Raw genomic sequence first — 20,903 nt, forward strand, 5'->3', positions numbered from 1 at the left:
GGGGCGCTGGGCCTGGCTGGGCCGCGCGGCCGCCTCTCGGGGCTCGCCCGCGCGGTGGTCGCCCAGCTCGCCGCGCTGCACTCGCCCGACGCCCTGGAAATCACCCTGATCAGCACGGACCGCTCGCGTTCCGTCGAGGAGCGCACCGCCGAGTGGTCCTGGCTCGGCTGGCTCCCCCATCTCCGTCCCACCCACGGCCAGGACTGCCGACTCCTCCTCGCCTACGACCGCGAACAGGCGACGGCGCGTACGGAGGAGCTGGTCCGCCGGCTGGAGGACCACCTGGCGGAAGTGGGCCGGGCCTCCGTGTCCACCGGATCCACCGGCGGAGGGCCTCGCCTCGGCGGGGGCTCGCCGGACGACAGCGGGGCCTTCTCGGCCGTACACCGGTCCGGCGGCGGCGAGCGTGGCCACGACGGTGGCGCGAGCGGCCGCCCCGGGTTCTCACCCTCCACCCCTTCTTCCTCCACGGACGGCACGGCCCGGCCGAGGCACCCGTCCGACGGCGACCCGGCGCGGGACGGTGAGCGCACCGGTTCCGGTTCCCCGGCGTTGCCCCGCGCCCACCCCACCGCGCGCGACAGCAACATCACCCACCTGGGACTCCCCCGCAGCGGTACGCAGACCAGTGACGCGGCCGCCCGCGGGCGGGCCAGGCGGCCCTCCTGGGCGCGGTCCGACGATCCGGCGGAGACCGAGTGGCCGGGCCCCCACACCGTCGTGGTCGTGGACGGGGACCCCGGGTCGGCCGGTGTACGGGAGGCCGTGTCACGGCTCGCGGCCGAGGGGCCCCAGGCCGGGATCCATGTCATCTGTCTCGTCGAGACGCCGGCCGCGTCGCCCGCCTCTCCGGTGACGGACACGTACGAGGCGGCCTGTGCGGCCTCTCCCGCCTTCCGGGAGTGCGGTGCCGTCGCGCTGCTCAGCGGTGACGTGGCGACTGCGCTGCGGCTGCTGCGCGTGGCGCACGGCAAGCAGGCGAGCGGTTCCTCCAGCGCGCAGGGCGGGCCGGTGGGCCACGGCACGGTCGCCGCCGTGGACGCCGTGTCCATGGCCTGGGCCGAGCGGTTCGCCCGGGCGCTGGCGCCGCTGCGCGCGGACGGAGTGGCGGGCGAGCGGCACACCCGTGTGTCCGCGCCGCTGCCCCAATCCGCCCGGCTGCTGGACGAGTTGGGCCTGGCGAGGGCCACCCCGGCGTCGCTGATGGCACGCTGGGCGGACGCGGCCGACGACACGGAGGCGCTCGGCGGCCGGGCCACGGCCGTGCTCGGCGCCGGTCCCCGCGGGCCCGTCTCCGTGGACCTCGCGGTCGAGGGACCGCATCTCCTGATCGAGGGCCCCTCGGGCAGCGGGCGTACGGAACTGCTGCGTTCGGTGGCCGCCTCGCTCGCCGCCGCGGAGCGGCCCGACCGGCTCGGCATCGTGCTCATCGACGGCCGGGACGGCACGGGCAGCGGTGGCGCTGCCGCGCGCGGGGACGGGCTCCAGGTGTGTACGGACCTGCCTCACGTCACGACGCATCTGGGCGCCCACGATCCCGTACGGATGCGGGAGTTCGCCCAGTCGCTGTCCGCCGAGCTGAAGCGGCGGGCCGAACTGCTCGGCCGGCTCGACTTCGCCGAGTGGCACTCCCTTCAGGACCGGCAGGACAGGCAGGCGCGACAGGATCGGCAGGACCGGCAGGGGGCGTCGGGCCGTGTCGTCGCCCAGCGCTCGGCCGGTTCGGCGGGATCCGCGGGATCGACGGCCAGGCAGGCAGGCGGTACGGCCGGCGGGTCTGCCGGTGCCGGGGACCTCGACACGCCCTCCAGTTCCACTCTCCGGCTGCGTCCCGTCGCGAGCCGGCCACGTCCGGACACCGGGCCTCCGCTCCCCCGGCTCGTCGTGGTCGTCGACGACCTCGATGCCCTGCTCTCCCCCGCGCTGGGCTCCCCCGGGCGCCCGCCCGCCGGTTCGGTCGTGCGGGCGCTGGAAGCCGTGGCGCGGGACGGGGAGCGGCTCGGGGTGCATCTGGTGGCGGCGACCGGGGGTGGGGAGCGGACGGACGAGACGGAGCTGGCTCGGCGGGCGACGCTTCGGGTTGTCCTCGAAGCGGTGGTGGCCGGGCCGGAGGAGCCTGCGCCCGGGCGGGGGCGGCTCGGCGGACCGGCCGGTCGGTCAACGCCGTTCCAGGGGGGCCGGGTCACTGGTCGTATTCCTCGTACGGCGACCCTGCGGCCCACTGTCGTCCCGCTGGAGTGGGCCCGCATGGGTGATCCGCCCGCGCGGCGGCCCGTCCGCGAGCTGGGCAACGGGCCCACGGACCTGGCCCTCCTGGCCAGCGCCCTGGAGCGGGCCGCCCGCTCCGTCTCGGCGACGGAGGTGCCGTCGCTTCTCTAGCGCCGGGTTCGTCCTGTGTTTCTTCGCCCCCGTCGCGCAGTTCCCCGCGCCCCTTACAGGGGCGCGGGGAACTGCGCGATCAGCCACGGCCGGGCCCGCACCCGACAGCGCACCCCACGGAGTCCGGGGCGTGGCCTCAAGTCCCCACGTCACGACGCGGTTACGATCACGGTCTTGACAGCGCAGGCGCTCTTGCCGCCCCCAAGCGCACGGGCGTAGACCAAGAGCGCACGGACAGCGCTCGGACGTTCGACGAAGAACGGGGCAAGTCATGCGCAGCAACACTCTTCGTACACACAGGACGCGGAACAAGTCGCACAAGATGAGCAGGACCGCACGAACCGCGGCCGCCGTCGTCGCGGGGGCGATGGCGCTCACGCTCACGGCATGCGGCGGTGACGACGACAAGAGCGACGAAGGCGGCGGGGGAAGCGAGACCAGCGGCAGCGCCGCCAGTGTCGAGCTCCCCAAGCTCGACGGCCAGAAGCTGGAGGTCGCGGCCGTCTGGACCGGCCCTGAGCAGGACAACTTCACCAAGGTCCTGGACGAGTTCGAGAAGCGGACGGGCGCGGAGGTCAGCTTCGTACCGACCGGCAACAACACGTCCACCTTCCTGGGCACGAAGATCCAGGGCGGCAAGCCGCCGAACGTGGCGTTCCTGCCGCAGGTCGGTGTGCTGCACCAGTTCGTCGACCAGGGCTGGGTCAAGCCCCTCGGCGCCGAGGCCCAGGCGCAGATCGACAAGAACTTCTCGACGGGCTGGAAGGACCTGGGCGCCTACAAGGGCAAGCAGTACGGCGTCTACGCGAAGGCCGCCAACAAGTCCCTGGTCTGGTACAACACGGCCGCCTTCGAGGCGGCCGGGATCACCGCGGAACCCAAGACCTGGGACGAGTTCCTCCAGACCGCTCAGACCCTGTCGGACGCCGGTTCGCCCGCGGTCTCCATCGGCGGCCAGGACGGCTGGACCCTCACCGACTGGTTCGAGAACGTCTATCTCTCGCAGGCGGGCCCGGAGAAGTACGACCAGTTGGCGAAGCACGAGATCAAGTGGACGGACCCCTCCGTCAAGGAGGCCCTGACCACGCTGGCCCAGCTGTGGGGCAAGGACGACCTGATCGCGGGCGGCAAGGCCGGCGCGCTGCGCACCGAGTTCCCCAAGTCGGTGACGAACACCTTCTCGGGCGACACCCCGGCCGCGATGGTCTACGAGGGCGACTTCGTGGCGGCGAACATCAACGCCGACACGAAGGCCAAGATCGGCACGGACGCCAAGGTCTTCCCGTTCCCGGCGGTCGGCGACGAGTCGCCGGTGGTCAGCGGTGGTGACGTGGCCGTGATCCTGAAGGACGACAAGGCCTCGCAGGCCCTGATCACCTTCCTCGCGTCGACCGACGCGGCCGAGCTGTGGGCGGCGCAGGGCGGCATCATCTCCCCCAACAAGGAGATGGACCTGAAGAGTTACAAGGACGCGGTGGCCGGAGACATCGCCAAGGCGCTGCTCGACGCGGGCGACGACTTCCGCTTCGACATGTCCGACCAGGCCCCGGCCGCCTTCGGTGGCACCCAGGGCGCGGGCGAGTGGAAGGCGCTGCAGGACTTCCTGAAGACCCCCTCGGACGTCGAGGGCGCGCAGCAGGCGCTCGAAGCGGCCGCCGCCAAGGCGTACAAGGGCTGACGGCAGCCCATGTCGTCGCAGGTGGCGACGGCGGGGGGCCCGGCAGGTCCGGTGCCCCCCGCCGGAAAACGCAAGAGCGTGATGGGCACCCGAGCGTGGGTGGTGGGTCTGTTCCTGCTGCCCGCGATCGTGCTGCTCGGCGCGCTCGTGGTCTACCCGATCGGGTACTCGGTCTGGCGCAGTCTCTACGACGCCGACGGTTCGGGTTTCGTGGGGCTGGGCAACTACGGCGACATCTTCACGGACGACGCCACGTTCACCGCGGTCAAGAACACCGCGATCTGGGTGGCGGTCGCCCCGGCGCTGGTCACCGGGCTCGGCCTGATCTTCGCCGTGCTGACCGAACGGGTGCGCTGGGCAACGGCGTTCAAGCTCATCATCTTCATGCCGATGGCCATCTCCATGCTGGCCGCGGGCATCATCTTCCGGCTCGTGTACGAGGCGGACCCCGACCAGGGCGTGGCGAACGCCGTGGTGGTGGGCGTGCACGACACCTTCGCCGAGTCGTCGGTCTATCCGAAGGCACGCCCGTCGGCCGAGAGCGACCTCAAGGCGTCCGGCGGGGGTTCCTTCACCTCCACGGGCACGGTGAGCGCGGGCTCCCCGGCCCTGATCCCGCTGGTCGGCATCGCCCCGAACAAGGTGCCCGGCAGCCCCGGGGACGCCAAGCCCGCCCAGACCTCGGGCGACGGGGTGTCCGGCACTGTCTGGCTGGACTTCAAACTGGGCGGCGGCGGTGAGAAGGGCGCCATCGACGCGGGTGAGAAGGCCCTGCCCGGCATCAAGGTCGAGGCGGTCAAGGACGGCAAGGTCGTGGCCTCCGCGAAGGCGGGCGACGACGGTACGTTCAACCTGCCGGCCTCCGCCGACGGTGCCCAACTACGCCTGCCGTCCTCGAACTTCGCGGCGCCCTACAACGGCGTCGACTGGCTCGGCCCGAGCCTGATCACGCCGGCCATCATCGGTTCGTACGCGTGGATGTGGGCGGGCTTCGCGATGGTGCTCATCGCGGCGGGTCTCGCCGGAGTGGACCGCAACCTCCTGGAGGCGGCCCGGGTCGACGGGGCCAACGAGTGGCAGGTGTTCCGCCGGGTCACCGTTCCGCTGCTCGCGCCGGTCCTCGTCGTCGTGCTGATCACACTGATGATCAACGTGATGAAGATCTTCGACCTGATCTACATCATCGCCCCGCAGCCCACCCAGGACGAGGCCAACGTCCTGGCCCTGCAGCTCTACAACTCGTACACGGGCGGCGGCGGAGACCTCGGCCTCGCCAGTGCGATCGGTGTGGTCCTGCTGCTGCTCGTCATGCCGGTGATGATCGTCAACATCCGCCGACTGCGAAGGGAGCGCCGACGGTGACCGCACCCTCCGTACCTCTGAAAGCCCCGCCGGAGACCGCGGAAGCGGCCGGTCCGCCCGAGCGTTCGCTCGCCTCCAGGCTGGCGAGCGGCGCGACCGGTGGTGTGATGCGGGTCTTCCTCATCCTGGTCGCGCTGCTCTGGGTGACGCCGACGGTGGGGCTGCTGGCCTCGTCGTTCCGTGACCCGACCGACATCGCCGACTCCGGCTGGTGGACGGTCTTCAGCAAGCCGGCCCAGCTCACCACCGAGAGCTACTCGACCCTGCTCGGCAAGGAGGAGATCACCGACTCCCTGCTCAACACGATCTGGATCACCGTGCCGGCCACCGTCCTGGTCATCGTCATCGGGGCCATGGCCGGATACGCCTTCGCCTGGATGGACTTCAAGGGCCGCGACTGGTGGTTCCTGGCCGTGGTGGCGCTGCTCGTGGTGCCGGTGCAGATCGCCCTGATCCCGATGTCCGAACTCTTCGGCGACCTCGGGATCTTCGGCACCATCATCGGTGTCGTCGTGTTCCACGTGGGCTTCGGCCTGCCGTTCGCGATCTTCCTTCTGCGGAACTTCTTCGCGGAGATCCCCCGTGAACTCCTGGAGGCCGCACGGCTCGACGGCGCGAGCGAGACCCGCCTGTTCACCACCGTGGTCCTGCCGCTCGGCGGGCCCGCGATCGCGTCGCTCGGCATCTTCCAGTTCCTGTGGGTGTGGAACGACATGCTGGTGGCGCTGGTCTTCTCGGACTCCGACTCACGGCCGCTGACGGTCGCCCTGACCCAGCAGACCCGTCAGTTCTCCGGCAACATCGAGACGCTGGCGCCCGGCGCGTTCATCTCGATGGTGATCCCGCTGGCCGTGTTCTTCGCGTTCCAGCGGCAGTTCGTGTCCGGTGTGATGGCGGGCGCGGTGAAGTAGCGTCCGGGACATCCGGGTCGGGCACCCGGAGTACACATCGCGAGGGGCGGGCCGTCATCGGTCCGCCCCTTCGCGTTCACCCGGGGTCCCCCACATGCCGCATCCGGCGTAACCCGGTAACCCCTTCGGCCGTTTCCGGGCAGTATGCCCGCGCCGACACAAGGATGTCCCTTGCCCCGGTTCAGTGTCATTGTCCCCGCGTTCCAGGTGCAGGCATATCTGCACGAGTGCATGGCATCCGTCCTCGAACAGTCCTTCACCGACCTTGAGTTGATCGCGGTGGACGACTGCTCACCCGACGCCTGCGGCGCGATCATCGACGAGTTCGCAGCCGCCGACCCCCGTGTGCGGGCCGTCCACCTCAAGGAGAACGTGGGCCTCGGCCGGGCCCGCAACGCCGGTATGCGGTACGCGACCGGCGACTACCTGATCTTCCTGGACGGCGACGACACCCTCACGCCGGACGCCCTGCGGGCCATCGCCGACCGCATCAAGGAAACCGGCGACCCGGACGTCCTGGTCTACGACTACGCGCGCACCTTCTGGTCGGGCGAGACGGTCCGCAACGTACAGGCGGGCCAGCTCACCGAGGACGCGCCGGCGCCGTTCCGGCTCGACGACCGTCCCGGGCTGCTGAAGGTCCTCATGGTCGTGTGGAACAAGGCGTACCGCCGGGAGTTCATCGCCGGGGAGGGCTTCGCCTTCCCGCCCGGCTACTACGAGGACACCCCCTGGACGTCCCCGGTCCTGATGGCCGCCGGGACGATCGCGACGCTCGACCGCGTCTGCGTCCACTACCGCCAGCGCCGCCGGGGGAACATCCTCGGCACGGTCAGCAACAAGCACTTCGACATCTTCGACCAGTACGACCGGGTCTTCGCGCATCTCGACGCGCACCCCGAACTGGCGCACTGGCGCCCGGTCCTGTTCCACCGCATGGTCGACCATCTGTCGGCCGTGTTGCTCAAGCGCGACCGGGTGCCGCACGGCTCCCGCGCCCTGTTCCTGCGCAAGGCCCGTGCCCACTACGTCCGTTACCGCGTACGGGCCGCCGACGTCCCGTCCGGGAACGGGCTGCGGCACGCGCTGGTACGCCTGGGCAGTCACCGCACCTACCGCTCGCTGTGGGCGGCGGTACGGCTCAAGCGAGGCGTCACGCGACTCACCGGGGCACTGGCCCGGACCGTGCGGACGGCCGCGCTCCGGCTGCATTACAAGGTCCAGCTCCGGCTTCCAGTCCGGGCCGACCAGGCCGTGTTCACCAGCCACGGCGGCCGCGGCCACGGCTGCAACCCGGGAGCACTGGAATCCGCGTTCCGGACGTACGCGCCGGACGTGCGCACCGCGTGGATCGCACGCCCCGAGTTCCACCACACGATCCCGACGGCGACCCGCAGGCTGACACCGGGCACCGCCGCCTACTGGACGGCTCTCGCCCGCTCCAAGTACCTCGTGAACAACGCCGACTTCGACCGCCGGCTGGTCAAGCGCCCCGGCCAGATCCTCGTCCAGACACAGCACGGCACACCGCTCAAGCACATGGGCCTGGACCTCCAGGAGCGCCCGGCGGCGGCCCGCGGCACGGACTTCACCGACCTGCTGCGCGACGCCGACCAGTGGGACTACTGCCTGTCCGCCAACCGCCATTCCACACTCGTCTGGGAACGCGTCTTCCCGTCCGGCTACACGACGCTGGAGTACGGCCAGCCGCGCAACGACCTGTTTCAGCAGGCCAGTTCGGCCGACGTGGCCCGGCTGCGCGAGAACCTCGGCATCCCCGAGGGCGCGGTCGCCGTCCTGTACGCGCCCACGCACCGCGACTACCAGCGCGCCCAGCGCACCGCGCTCGACCTGGAGCGGGTGCTGCGCCAACTCGGCCCGCGCTTCGTGCTGCTGGCCCGTGCGCACCACGCGTACGGGGCTCCGCTCGCGCGGAGCGGCGGACGGCTCATCGACGTGTCGGACCACCCGAGCATCGAGTCCCTGTGCCTCGCCTCGGACGCGCTGATCACCGACTACTCCTCGCTGATGTTCGACTACGCGGGCCTCGACCGGCCGATCGTGATCCACGCGGACGACTGGGAGGCGTACGAGGCGGCGCGCGGGACGTACTTCGACCTGCGCGCGTTCCCGCCGGGTGCGGTGGCGCGCAGCGAGGACGAGCTGATCGACATCTTCGCGACCGGGCACTGGCGGGGGTCGCGCTCCACGCAGCTCCGGTCGGCGTTCCGGGACCGGTTCTGCCCGTACGACGACGGGCATGCGGCCGAACGGGTGGTGCGCCACGTCGTGCTGGGCGAGACGTCGGGGTTGCCGGCGGTGGTGCCGCTCGCGGCGCGCAATCCTGCCCGGTCGGCGGCGGACCAGTCCGTCACGACGCCACTGGCCACCGTCCCCACACCGGCGGGCCAGGCCCCTTGTCTTTAGGGCGCGGGCCCGGTTGTCGGGTGCGGCCCGGTGGGAGCTGGTCACGCAGTTCCCCGCGCCCCTGAAGCGGGGCTGCGCCCCTGGCTTCTGTCTCTTAGGGGCGCGGGGAACTGCGCGCTCAGCCCAAACGGACCCGCACCCAACACACCACACCCGACCCCCACCCACCTCAGGGGCGCGGGGAACTGCGCGACCAGCCCTCACTCACCCGCAGACGACACACCACCCGACCGAACCCCACCCACCCCCGTCACAGAAAGAGCCCCGCACAACATGCCCCGCTTCAGCGTCATCGTCACCGCACAAGGCCTCGCGGGGCGCCTCCCCACCACCCTCGACTCGGTCCTGACCCAGTCCTTCACCGACTTCGAGCTGATCACGGCCTGCGACACCCCCGGCTCCCCGGCGGGGGCAGTGGCCGACGAGTACGCCGCCAGAGACCCCCGCGTCGCCCGAACCCCCGGTTCACGCGCCGCAGGCATGCACGCGGCCAGCGGCACATACCTGCTCTTCCTGGACGCGACCGACGTGCTGACGGCGGGAGCCCTCGCGGCGATGGACGCCCGGCTCCGGGAGACCGGCGAGATCGACGTCCTGTACCTCGCCCACGAGCGCGTGCCGTGGTGGGTGGGCGAACCGGTGGCGGAACAGGGCGACGCCGGCGACCCCACGGACGTACGGCGACCGGTCTGGGCGACGGCCTACCGAAGCGCGTTCCTCGCCGATCACCAACTCGACTTCCCGGAAGGCCACTTCACGGACATCGGCTGGTCCGGGCTGGTGACCCTCGCGGCAGGGAGGACAGCCGCGCTGGACACCGTCTGCGTAAGACGTCATGAGCGGCGCCCCAGCGGCAGCGGCGTCCGCACGACACCCGACGCACAGCGTCAACTCCTCGACCAGGTGGAGCTGGTACTGAGGCGGGCGGCCGAACAGGACCTGGAACAGGACACATCGCACGCCCTCTTCGACCATCTCTTCGCCGAGGTCCTCGACACGGCGGCCACGTCCTGCCGCAGGGCCTTCTTCCGCCGGGCGGGCAGGCTGTACCGCCGCCACCGCCCGCGCGGCCACCGCACCAAGGGGTTGCGCAACCGGCTGCTGGCGCGCGGCGCGTACGCCACGTTCCGCGCGCTCCTCGGTGCTGAGCGACGGACCGAGCAGGCCCACGCGTTCGCGACCCGCGCCGCCCGCAGATGGCGTCGCGGCCGCCCCCGAGGCCCGTACCGGCGGTACCTCCGCAGGTCCCTCGACGAGAACCTCGCCGTCTACGCGGCGTACTGGGGCCGCGGCTATGCCTGCAACCCCGCCGCCATCCACCGCAAGGCACGCGAACTCGCCCCGCACATCAGGTCGGTGTTCCTGGTGCGGGAGCAGGACGCGGCGAACATGCCCGAGGACGTGGAGAGCGTGGTGATCGGGAGCAGGCGGTACTGGGAGGTGATGGCGCGGGCCAAGTACACGTTCAACAACGTCAACTTCGAGACGGCCGTGGTCAAACGCCCCGGGTCCGTGCACGTCCAGACGCACCACGGGACGCCGCTGAAGCGGATGGGCGTCGACCAGATCGAGTACCGGGCGGTCGCGGCGGCCACCGGAAGCTTCGGCCGGCTGATGGAGCGCGCCGACCGCTGGGACTACTCCCTCTCCTCCAACGCGCACTCCACGGAGGTCTGGTCGGGTGCCTACCCCAGCGCGTTCCAGCACCTGGAGTACGGCTATCCGCGCAACGACCGCTTCTACACGGCGGATCCGGCCGAGGTCACCGCGATCCGCGAGAGGCTCGGCATCCCGGAGGACCGGGTGGCGCTGCTGTACGCGCCGACGTACCGCGACTATCCGCGCGATGTGTCGGCCCAGTTCGATCTGGCCCGTTTCTGTGCGGAGCTGGGACCGGAGTTCGTGGTGCTGCTGCGGGCGCACTACTTCCTCGAAGGCGACGCGGACCTCCAACAGGCGGTGACCTCCGGGCGGTTGATCGACGTCACGGCCTCGCGGGAGACCGAGGACATCTGTCTGGCCTCGGACGCCCTGATCACGGACTACTCGTCGATCATGTTCGACTACGCCAACCTGGACCGGCCGATCGTGACGTACGCCGACGACTGGGACGTCTACCGGGACACGCGGGGCGTCTACTTCGACCTGCTGGCCGAGCCGCCCGGCCATGTCGCCCGTACGCAGGACGAGTTGATCCGGGTCTTCACGACGGGCGAATGGGCGGACGAGCGGTCCGCCGGGCTGCGGGACCGGTTCCGGGAGCGCTTCTGCCGGTTCGACGACGGGCGGGCCGCCGAGCGGGTCGTACGGCGGGTGCTGCTGGGGCAACCCGAGGAGGAGCTGCCGCCGGTGGTGCCGTTGCACGAGCGCCTCCCCGTTCCGGCGGCGAGACCGGCGGTCGTCGTCGGCTCACGGACCCACACACCGGCCCGCTGATGCCGTCCTCGCGTCCCCCGAAATCCCCGCCGGTTCCCGGACCTGGAGGTGCCATGCCCCGCTTCAGCATCGTCGTGCCCGTCCACAACGTGCAGGGCTATCTGCGCGTATGCCTGGAGTCGGTACTCGACCAGTCGTACGGCGACTTCGAGCTGATCGTCGTCAACGACTGCTCCCCGGACGGGAGTCCGGCGATCATCGACGAGTTCGCGGCCCGCGACGAGCGGGTCGTGCCGGTGCATCTGCCCGTCAACGGCGGTATCGGCCCGGCCCGCAACCACGGCGCGAAGCTGGCGCGGGGCGAGTACCTGCTGTTCCTCGACAGCGACGACAGCTACACGCCGGGCACCCTGCGGGCGATCGCCGAGCGCATCGACGCGACCTCGCGGCCGGACATCGTCCTGTTCGACTACGCGCGCACGCACTGGCACGGCGCGGTGAAGCGCAACCGGGACGCGGCGGTCTTCGAGGCGCCGGGCCCCGAGGTGTTCACGGTCGCCGAACGCCCCGACCTGCTCGACCTGTTCACGGTCGTCTGGAACAAGGCGTACCGCCTCGACTTCTTCCGCGAGGGCGGTTTCACCTTCCCCACCGGCTTCTACGAGGACGCCGTGGTCGTCTACCAGACGCTGTGGACGGCCCGCACGATCACGCTCGTCGACCGGATCTGCGTGTCCTACCGGCAGCGCCGCCAGGGCAACGCGTTGCGCACGCCGAGCCGCGAGCACTTCGAGGTGTTCGCGCAGTACGAGCGGCTGTTCCGGTTCATCGCCGAGCGGCCGGAGCTGGAGCGGTGGCGCGGCTTCCTCTACGACCACATGGCGGACCACTACCTCTTCATCCTCCGCCAGCAGGACCGCGTACCGCCGTCGGCCCGCCCGGAGTTCCACCGGCGGGCGGCGCGGGACCTGCGGGGGTACCGGCCGAGCGGGCACCGGCTCGGCGCGGACATCCCGCGGGTGTCCTTCACACTGCTCGCCCGGGCCCCGTACGCCCTCTACGGCCTGCATCGCGTGGCCGCCGTGCGGCGGGCCGGGCTGCGCAGGCGCTACCGGGTCTGGCGCCGACGGCTGCGCAGGGTGCTGCTCGCGGCGCACCGGCGGCTGGTCCTGCGGCGCGCGCTCGACCCGAACCTTGCCGTGTACTCGGCCTTCTCGCACCGGGGCGTCCTGGGCGATCCGGCCGCGATCCACCGCAAGGCGCGGGAGATCGCCCCGCACATCCGGGGTGTGTGGGTGGTCGGGAAGGAGTACGTGGACACGCTGCCGCCGGACGTCGAGCACGTCCTGCCGGGCAGCCGGGCGTACCGGAAGGTGACGGCGAGGGCCAAGTACCTGGTCAACAACATGAACTGGGCGAACGACCTGGTGAAGCGCGAGGGCGCGGTGCACATCCACACCCACCAGGGCACCCCGCTCAAGTCGATGGGCGCGGACCTGCTCAAGTACCCGGGCGCGCGACGGGGTTTCAGCGTCCCGAAGATGCTGCGGCGGGCCGACCGCTGGGACTACAGCCTGGTCGCGAACGCGCACTCGGAGCTGGTCTGGGACCGCGCGTACCCCTGCGACTTCGTGTCCCTGCGCTCGGGCAGCCCGCGCAACGACTGCCTGGTCCGGCCGGAGCCGGGCCGCCGTGAGTCCGTACGACAGCGGCTGGACGTCGGCGACGACCGGACCCTGATCCTGTACGCGCCGACCAACCGCGACCACCGTCAGGGCGGTTACGCGCCCGACTGCGACCTGGAACGTCTGGTGGCGGGGCTGCCCGGCGACCACGTCCTGGCGGTCCGCCTCCACCCGTCACTGGCCCAGCGCCACGAACGCGGCCTGGAGCTCAAGGACCTGGCGCGACGGGGTGTGCTCCTGGACGTCACCGACGAGCCGAACGTCGAGGACCTGATGCTCGCCTCCGACGCGCTGGTCACCGACTACTCGTCCCTGATGTTCGACTACGCCCACCTCGACCGGCCGATCGTCCTGCACGCCTACGACTGGGACACCTACCTCGCCGGACGCGGCACGTACTTCGACGTGACCGAGCGGCCGCCGGGTCATGTGGCGCGCGACGAGGGCGAGTTGGCGCGGCTGTTCACGTCGGGCGCGTGGCGGGACGAGGAGTCGGCGCGACTGCGGGAGGCCTTCCGGGAGCGGTTCGGCGGTTACGACGACGGGCGGGCGTCGGAGCGGGTCGTACGGCTGCTGATGCTCGGCGAGGACCTGGCCGCCGTGCCCACGGTCCCCGCGCCCGGCGTCCCGAGCGAGCAGCTGGCCCGCTCGTGAACGCTCGGCCCGCCGCGTGGGTGCTGTTCCTCGCCGCCCTCTTCGGCTGCCTCCAGCTCGCCAACGTCACCGGACGGGACACGCCCGACAGCCGCAACTACCTGTCGTACGCGCTGAGTCTGGGCGGCGCGGACAAGGAGGAGGCGGCCGGGCGCACGATCGCGTACGTGTGCGCGAGCCGGGCCGAGACCGCGTCGCGGAACCACAGTGTGGACGTGCGGCGCTTCCGGGCTCCCGATCCGGGGCCGGAGGTCCGGGACGAGTGCCGGGGCTACTACGAATGGAGCGTCGGCCGGCGGCTGGAGGCCGGGCAGACGTCCGGGTGGACGGCGCCCTTCATGAGCGAGCGGTTCATGCGGATCTTCGAGGTGCGGCCCGGGTATCCGCTGCTGCTCGTGCCGTTCGTGACGGTGCTCGGGGTGACGTGGGGGCTGTGGGCGGCGGGGGTGTGCGTCGCGGTGGCCGGGGGCGTGCTGGTGTTCCTCGTTCTGCGGACGGTGGGCGTGCCGGTGGTGCCGGCCCTGACCGGGCAGGCCCTCTACTACGTCCTGCCGACCGGTGCGACCGCGATGCGGCCCATGACCGAGGGCACGATGATGGCGCTCACGCTCGCGGTGCTGTGGGGGTGTGCGCTGGTGCTGCGCGGGCGGGCGGGGGCCGCCGGGCTGGTCGGTGTCTCGCTGGCGCTGCTGTTCACCGTGAAGCACTCGCAGGCGCTGTTCCTGTCGGTGTGCCTGGCCGGAGGGCTCGGGGTGATCGGCCTGTACCGGAGGCGGGCGGGGCGGCCGGTGGGTGACGCCGTGAAGACGCTGCTGAAGGTGACGGTGGGAGCGGCCGTGGGCGTCATGCTCCTGACCCGGCTGCTCCCGTACCCCTCGGAGTCCGACAGTCTCCAGGACCTCCTCACCGACCACTTCAACCGGCCGGACCGGGAGCGGGCGTGGTGGGAGTTCCTTCACCTGGAGCTCAACTTCTGGATGGAGTGGCTGCGGCGGCAGCTTGCCGAGCCGTTGTTCCTGGCGCTGCTCGTCGCCGGCGGGTGGGGGGCTCTTCGGCGGTGGCCCGTCTTCGGAGTCCTCCTCGCCGCCGCGGCAGGCACCGGCGTCCTGAGCATCGCCGCCCATCCCGACATCGGCATCGACCGGTTGATGGTGATGGTGTGGCTGGTGCCGGTGGTGGGTGTGCCGTTGCTGCTGGCGGAGTTTTATCGCCCCCACCGCCCCTACCCGTTCCCGTCACTTACTCAGGGGCTCCGCCCCCGAACCCCCGCTCCTCAGACGCCGGAGGGGCTGAGATTTTCGCAGCCCGGGCCGACACACTCAGCCCGTCCGGCGTTTGAGGACGAGGCCGTTCAGGCCGATCAGCGGGGGCCTGGGGGCGGCAGCCCCCAGGGACGGGACGGGTAGGGGCGGCGGGGCGAGGAAAGCCACTACTCGACGACGAGCTCCACCGGAATGTTGCCCCGGGTCGCGTTCGAGTACGGGCACACCTGGTGGGCCTGCTCGATCAGCTTGCGGCCGGTCTCGGCGTCCACGGACTCGGGCAGCTCCACGCGGAGCGTGACAGCGAGGGCGAAGCCCTCCCCCTGCTTGCCGATACCGACCTCGGCGGTCACCGCCGCGTCACTGACATCGACCTTCGCCGCACGCCCGACCAGCCCGAGCGCACTGGCGAAACAGGCGGAGTAACCGGCAGCGAACAACTGCTCCGGGTTCGTGCCCTGACCGTTGCCGCCCATCTCCACCGGTATGCCGAGCTCCAGGTCGAGCTTGCCGTCGGAGCTGTAGGCCCGGCCGTCACGGCCGTGGGTGGCGGTGGCGACAGCGGTGTAGAGCGCGTCCATGAAAACCATCCCTCTCAGGGTCAACGTCGTATCGGCGGGCCTTGACCGGCCCCCCTCACGACCGCAAGTAAAGCACACAATTCAGTTGTGCACAACTGAATGACGCACGGGAGGTATCCTGGGCACATGACCACGACGCCCGCACCCGACCCCGCCGTACAGCACCCCGTGCGAGACGACGACTTCCTCCGCCTCGACCAGCAGATCTGCTTCTCCCTGAACGCGGCCTCCCGCGCCTTCGGCGGCGTGTACCGGGTCGTGCTGAAGGACCTGGGGCTCACCTACCCCCAGTACCTGGTCATGCTCGTCCTGTGGGAGCACGGCGAGCTGCCCGTGAAGAAGGTCGGCGAGCACCTGCGGCTCGACTCCGGCACGCTGTCGCCGCTGCTGAAGCGACTGGAGGCGGCAGGCCTCGTACGGCGTGAGCGCAGTGCGCGCGACGAGCGGTCCGTGGTGGTCGGACTCACGGACGAGGGCACGGCCATGCGCGAGCAGGCGCTGCGCGTACCGCGCCGGATCGCCGCCGCGACGACCTTCGAGCTGGACGAGATCCTCGAACTGCGGGCCCGGCTCGACAAGCTCACGAACGCGCTGGACGCGGCGGCCCTGGACGAGACCCCGGGCTGCGGCGCGTAACACCGCCCACCCGCGCGCCACACACCACCGGTCACCCCTCACATCGTCGGAGCCCTCCGCACATACAGCCGCAGAATCGTCCCCTTCCGTACGAACTCCGCCCGCGGCACGAACTCCTCGCCCACGACGGTGAGTTTGACCCGCTCGGTCGGATCGCTCGGATACCAGACCGACTTCAACGCGTACGGCTCGGCGACCACCCATACGCGCTCCAGGCCGGCGAGTCTGCGGCGCAGTTCGTCCGGGCCGGTCTCGCGCCCGTAGAGCGTGCCGGAGAGGGGTGCGGGCTCCTCCAGCGCGATGTCCCGCGTGCCCTGGAACCCCTTCGGGTACGCCAGCGCGGAGCGCCTGCCGAGCGACGGCAGGAAGAGCACGGAGTCGCCCGGGCTCATCCGCTGGGCGGCCGCGGCCGAGACGACGGCGAGGTTGTCGGGGCGGCGGGCGGGATCCCGGTCCTCCCGGAGGACGGGGAGCTGTGAGACAAAGGCGAGGCTGATGGCCAGTACGCCTACCAGCGTGGCGACGTACGGCACGCGGACGCCTCGTACGAGAGCGGAACCGAGACCGCGACCGGAATCGAGATCAGGATCAGGATCGGGGCCGGGGCCGGGGCCTGGGTCGGAAGCAGGACCGGGAGCGCCTCCCGGGCCGCCCCCCAGGCCGCCTCGCATCAAGCCGTCGGCGTCGCGTCGCGCAAAGCCCGCCCGGCGTGCCGCCAGGAGCAGCCGTTCCGCCCCCGCCGCAGCCAGCAGGGGTGCCCCGGCGACCGCGTACAGCACATAGCGGTCGTCGTAGAGCGGCCAGTGGCGCGAGACCGCGATGAGGACCGCGGGCGGGAGGAGCAGCAGGGGCAGGGCGACCGCGGGGAGGGAGAGTTCGCCGCGGCGGGCGGGCGGGGTGAACGGGTGGCGCAGGGCGAGGGCGATCAGCAGCAGATACGGGCCGAGGACGAGCTGGGTCGGGCCGGTGAAGGAGCGCAGCAGGCGTTCGACGGTGCCGCCGCCCGGGGGCCGGAGCCAGGCGACCTGCTCCGCCTGGCCGCTGGAGATCAGGGCGAGCGGAAGCAGGACGAGGAGTACGGCACCCGCGGCGCAGGCCCAGTCGCGCCACACGCGGCGGGGCATCCGAGCGAGGGCCAGGGTGGCGGCGTGCGCGAGCAGGATCAGTACCGCGAACTCGTGCAGCAGGACGGTGACGGCGACGACCCCTCCGTACGCACACCAGCCGACCACGCGCGCGTGCCGGGCGAGAAGCCCCACGGGCACGTCTTCCTGATCCCCGCCCCCACCCCCGTTTCCGTCCGCGTTTCCGTCCGCGCCCGCGTCGGCCGTCACCGACCGCGCCAACAGCAGTGTCGATGCCGCGACCCCGGCGGCGACCAGCGCGTACGAACGTCCCTCCTGGGCGAAGTGCCCTGCCATCGGGGTCACGGCGTACAGCAGGCCCGCCCACAGGCCCACCCTCGGGCGGGCGAGCCGGGCCCCCAGGGCCGCGACCAGGCCCGCGGTCGCGGCGGCCGCGCAGAGCGACGGGAGGCGCAGGGCGACCTCTCCGGGGTGGACGGCGAGGACGGGGTGCATGAGGAGGTAGTAGAGGCCGTGCACCGCGTCCACGGAGTGCAGCAACTGCCAGATCTGCGGGAGCGAGCGCCGCGCCACCTGGAAGGTGACCGCCTCGTCCCGCCACATCCCGCCGCGATCGATCCCCCACAGACCGATCGCGGACATGACGAGTACGGGGACGAGCACGGCGACGGCAACCTGCGGACGCTTGACGACCATGCCCCAGATTTTGTGCTATTAGTCAGCCTTCGCCAGTGATTGACCCGTAATCAGACGTTATATGCCTTCTTGCGGCTTACGATCCGTCGGGTGAAGCCCTGGATGAAGCCCCGTCTCCTCCTCGTCGCCATCGGCTGGCTCACCACGCGCGCCCTGATGCTCTGGCTGCTCGCCCGGGACGGGCATGCCCCGCTGGGCATCGGCGGTGTCGCGCGCGAGGTGCACGAGCTGTACGCCCGCTGGTACGGCGTGCTCGCCCACGGCACGTTCCCCTCGGGCGACAGGCTGTGGCAGTACCCGCCGGGCGCGGGTCCGGTCCTGTTGTCCCCCGGGCTGCTTCCGGGGCTGACGTACTTCCAGGCGTTCGTGCTCCTCGCGCTCGCCGCCGACGCCCTGGTCGCCGTCGCCCTCACGCGCGCGGGCACCCGGACGGGCCGCAGCCTGCGCGGCGCGGCCCTGTGGATCGCGGGCCTCCCCCTCCTCCTGCACCTCCCGCTCGCCCGCTACGACGTGCAGGTCACCGCCCTCGCCGTCATCGCCCTGTTGACGTTTTCGCGCTCCACGCGCGCGTGCGGTGCGTTCGCGGCGCTGGGCGCCCTCGTGAAGGTGTGGCCGGCGCTGATCCTGATCGGCACCCCCAGGGGGCGTACGACGAGGGAGGTGTGGACCTCGGCGGCCGTCACCGCGGGCGTGCTGCTCCTCGCTCTCGCCGCGCTCTTCCGTGACCCCTTCGACTTCCTGCGCCAGCAGGGCGGCCGGGGCGTACAGATCGAGTCGCTCGGCGGGACGGCCCTCTCCTTCGCGCGGCACGCGGGCTGGCCGGGTCAGGTGCGCTACCGGTACGGGGCGATGGAGTTCACGGGGCCGTACGTCAGCACGATCGCCGCGGCGTCACTGGCACTCACCGTCGCCGCCTTCGGTGCCATGCTGCTGTGGCGCCTGCGAGCCCGGCACTGGACTCCGGCCACTCCGTACGACGCCGCACTCTGTGCCGTGCTCCTGTTCACCGTGACGAGCCGGGTGATCAGCCCCCAGTACCTGGTGTGGCTGCTCGGCCTGGCCGCCGTGTGTCTGACATCGCGGCACACCTCTCAGCGTCCGGTGGCCGTGCTGATCATGGCGGCCGCGGCGGCCAGCGCCCTCGCGTATCCCGTCCTCTACAGGGACGTCATGGACTGCACGTGGACCGGCACCCTGCTGATGCTCGTCCGCAACGGACTGCTCGTCGGGGCCGCGGCGCTCTCCTTCCGCCGCCTGTGGACCGCCGGAATGCGGCCGGCCGGCGTTCGGTCCGCGGGAATCCGATCAGCGGAGACGGAACCTTCACACAATTCCCGTCATCTTCCCCACGAGACAGTAAGTACCTCTTAACGGAAAATTACCTACACCAGCCACCATTTCGCCCTGTGGAAGCCATGCGACCCATCCAAGCCATACCTCCCCACCAGTCACAGGTGTGCGTCGTGGTCATCGGGTACGACGACGCCGCCCATGTGACGGACGCGGTGCGCTCGGCCCTCGCGCAGGGGCCCGCCGTCCGCGAGGTCATCGCCGTGGACGACTGCTCGACGGACGGCAGCGCGGATCTCCTGGACCGCCTCGCCCTCGACGAGCCGCGTCTGAGGGTGCTCCGCCGCAAGGTCAACAGCGGCGGTTGCGGCAGCCCCCGCAACGACGGGATCGACGCCGCCACGGCCCCGTACGTGATGTTCCTGGACAGCGACGACGTCCTGCCGCCCGGCGCGGTGGACGCGCTCCTCGACGCGGCCGCCGGGCGCGGGGCCGAGGTCGCCGCCGGTCTGTGTGTGCGCCGCGAGCTGCCGTCCGGCCGCGAGGTCCCCTGGCAGCCCGAGCTGTACGCCAAGGCCGCCCTGGTGAAGCACCCGTCCCGCCGCACCCACCTGGTCCACGACACCCTCTGCGTCAACAAGCTCTACCGCACCGACTTCCTGCGCGAGCACGGCATCCGCTTCCCCGAAGGGCGCTTCCCCTACGAGGACTTCGTCTTCACCGCGCGCGTGCTCGCCGCCGGTCCGCACATCGCACTGATCCCGGACACGGTGTACGTCTGGCACGTGCGCCGCGGCGCCGAGCGGCTGTCGATCTCGCTGGACCGGGCGGGCGTCGGCAACTGGCGGTCCAGGATCACCGCCCACGCCCTCTCGTACGACATCCTCCTGGCCGCCGGTGAGAAGCGGCTGGCGCGGGCGACACGCGCGCGGTTCCTCGACCACTCGCTGCGGATGTACGCGCGTGAGCTCGATCAGCGCGGTCCCGTGTACCGCAGGGAGTGGTGGGCCCTCACGCGCGCGTACCTCGCGACGTTCGACGCGGCCGACCTCGCGCTCGCACCGGCGCCGGGGCGGGTCGTCGCACAGGTCGTGTCGGCCTCCGAGGAGCCCCGCGACCTGACCCGGGTCAAGGGGGTCGCGGCGCGCCCGGCCCGGCTGCGGCCCCCGTACGCACGGCTCGCGGACGGCACGCCGGTCTGGTCCGCCGACCTGACCCAGGTGACTCTGGAGCACCTGCTGTTCCGGCCCGTACGCCTCCTCCCTGTGGCCGTCGACGCGGAACTGCGGCCACGCGCGCGTGCCACCCGGCTTCGGCTGCGCCTGCACGAGTTGTACGGGCGGATGGCGGACGCGGCGCCGGCGACCGTGGACGCCGAGTTCGTGAACCGGCACGACGGGGCGGTCGGGCTCACGGTGACGGCCCGGTTCCTGCCGGACGACCCCGATCCCCTCGATGACGGCCCGGGCGACGACGCGGGCACCGACTCCTGGACGGCCGAGGCGGCCGTCGACCTCGCAGCGCTCGGCTCCGGCACCTGGGACCTGCGCCTTCGCCTGCGCTTCCACGACGGCACGAGCCGCGAGACCACCGCGCACGCCGTCGCGGGCCCGGGTCTGCTGCGCCGGTCCGTCGTGCCGAACGGCCGGCACGGGCTGCTGCTCGTCCAGCCGTACGCGACCCACGCGGGCTCGCTCGCGCTGCGGCTGGCGCCCGGCTGGCGTGGAATGACCACCGTGGTGCGCCGCAGAATGAGGCGTTTGCTTCACTGACAGCCGGCGCGGCCACCGGGACGGGTCGGCTCGACCACCACCACCACCACCGATCCGCGTGTCCGACCGGCGCACCACACCGTCACACGAACCGACACACGAGGGGACG

At 71.7% G+C, this 20,903-nt stretch carries 13 protein-coding genes; 11 read left to right on the forward strand and 2 right to left on the reverse strand.

Annotation, left to right across the window (positions count from 1 at the left end; genetic code table 11):
• From O3Q52_RS16230 to O3Q52_RS16265, 8 genes are all read left to right on the forward strand, one after another.
• Window positions 1-2,379 (forward strand): FtsK/SpoIIIE domain-containing protein (locus O3Q52_RS16230; RefSeq protein ID WP_269649490.1); only part of this gene is annotated, 2,379 nt, incomplete at its 5' end.
• Between the two features lie 322 nt (window positions 2,380-2,701).
• The gene (locus O3Q52_RS16235; RefSeq protein ID WP_269649491.1) at window positions 2,702-4,057 is read left to right on the forward strand and encodes an ABC transporter substrate-binding protein; all 1,356 of its coding nucleotides are present in this window, start codon (window positions 2,702-2,704) and stop codon (window positions 4,055-4,057) included.
• Between the two features lie 81 nt (window positions 4,058-4,138).
• Window positions 4,139-5,419, forward strand: coding sequence for a carbohydrate ABC transporter permease (locus O3Q52_RS16240; protein WP_269649492.1), 1,281 nt, complete (start codon window positions 4,139-4,141; stop codon window positions 5,417-5,419).
• 107 nt (window positions 5,420-5,526) lie between these two features.
• Window positions 5,527-6,330, forward strand: coding sequence for a carbohydrate ABC transporter permease (locus O3Q52_RS16245; protein ID WP_266762959.1), 804 nt, complete (start codon window positions 5,527-5,529; stop codon window positions 6,328-6,330).
• A gap of 171 nt (window positions 6,331-6,501) precedes the next feature.
• Window positions 6,502-8,757 (forward strand): bifunctional glycosyltransferase family 2 protein/CDP-glycerol:glycerophosphate glycerophosphotransferase, encoded by a 2,256-nt coding sequence (locus O3Q52_RS16250; protein WP_269649493.1) that lies wholly within the window; start codon window positions 6,502-6,504, stop codon window positions 8,755-8,757.
• A 273-nt stretch (window positions 8,758-9,030) separates the two neighbouring features.
• Entirely contained in the window at window positions 9,031-11,193 is a 2,163-nt protein-coding gene (locus O3Q52_RS16255) for a bifunctional glycosyltransferase family 2 protein/CDP-glycerol:glycerophosphate glycerophosphotransferase (protein WP_269649494.1), read from the forward strand.
• A 53-nt stretch (window positions 11,194-11,246) separates the two neighbouring features.
• Window positions 11,247-13,472, forward strand: coding sequence for a bifunctional glycosyltransferase family 2 protein/CDP-glycerol:glycerophosphate glycerophosphotransferase (locus O3Q52_RS16260; RefSeq protein ID WP_269649495.1), 2,226 nt, complete (start codon window positions 11,247-11,249; stop codon window positions 13,470-13,472).
• Entirely contained in the window at window positions 13,469-14,878 is a 1,410-nt protein-coding gene (locus O3Q52_RS16265; protein WP_269649496.1) for a hypothetical protein, read from the forward strand. Before O3Q52_RS16260 ends, O3Q52_RS16265 begins: the two co-directional genes overlap by 4 nt.
• Before the next feature lie 23 nt (window positions 14,879-14,901).
• Here O3Q52_RS16265 and O3Q52_RS16270 read toward each other — a convergent pair whose 3' ends face one another.
• Entirely contained in the window at window positions 14,902-15,315 is a 414-nt protein-coding gene (locus tag O3Q52_RS16270) for an organic hydroperoxide resistance protein (protein ID WP_055614076.1), read from the reverse strand.
• Between the two features lie 126 nt (window positions 15,316-15,441).
• Here O3Q52_RS16270 and O3Q52_RS16275 point away from each other — a divergent pair, with 126 nt between their 5' ends.
• Entirely contained in the window at window positions 15,442-15,951 is a 510-nt protein-coding gene (locus O3Q52_RS16275; protein ID WP_269649497.1) for a MarR family winged helix-turn-helix transcriptional regulator, read from the forward strand.
• A 38-nt stretch (window positions 15,952-15,989) separates the two neighbouring features.
• Here O3Q52_RS16275 and O3Q52_RS16280 read toward each other — a convergent pair whose 3' ends face one another.
• Window positions 15,990-17,732: a glycosyltransferase family 39 protein gene (locus O3Q52_RS16280; protein WP_269649498.1), complete on the reverse strand. Its 1,743-nt coding sequence runs from the start codon at window positions 17,730-17,732 to the stop codon at window positions 15,990-15,992.
• A gap of 102 nt (window positions 17,733-17,834) precedes the next feature.
• On the opposite strand from O3Q52_RS16280, the gene O3Q52_RS16285 reads away from it, so the two are divergent.
• Entirely contained in the window at window positions 17,835-19,103 is a 1,269-nt protein-coding gene (locus O3Q52_RS16285; RefSeq protein ID WP_269649505.1) for a glycosyltransferase 87 family protein, read from the forward strand.
• 44 nt (window positions 19,104-19,147) lie between these two features.
• Window positions 19,148-20,794: a glycosyltransferase family A protein gene (locus O3Q52_RS16290; RefSeq protein ID WP_269649499.1), complete on the forward strand. Its 1,647-nt coding sequence runs from the start codon at window positions 19,148-19,150 to the stop codon at window positions 20,792-20,794.
• Window positions 20,795-20,903 lie beyond the last annotated feature (109 nt).

Origin of the sequence: Streptomyces sp. ActVer (genome assembly GCF_027270795.1) — a bacterium.
Taxonomy (GTDB): Bacteria; Actinomycetota; Actinomycetes; order Streptomycetales; family Streptomycetaceae; genus Streptomyces; species Streptomyces umbrinus_A.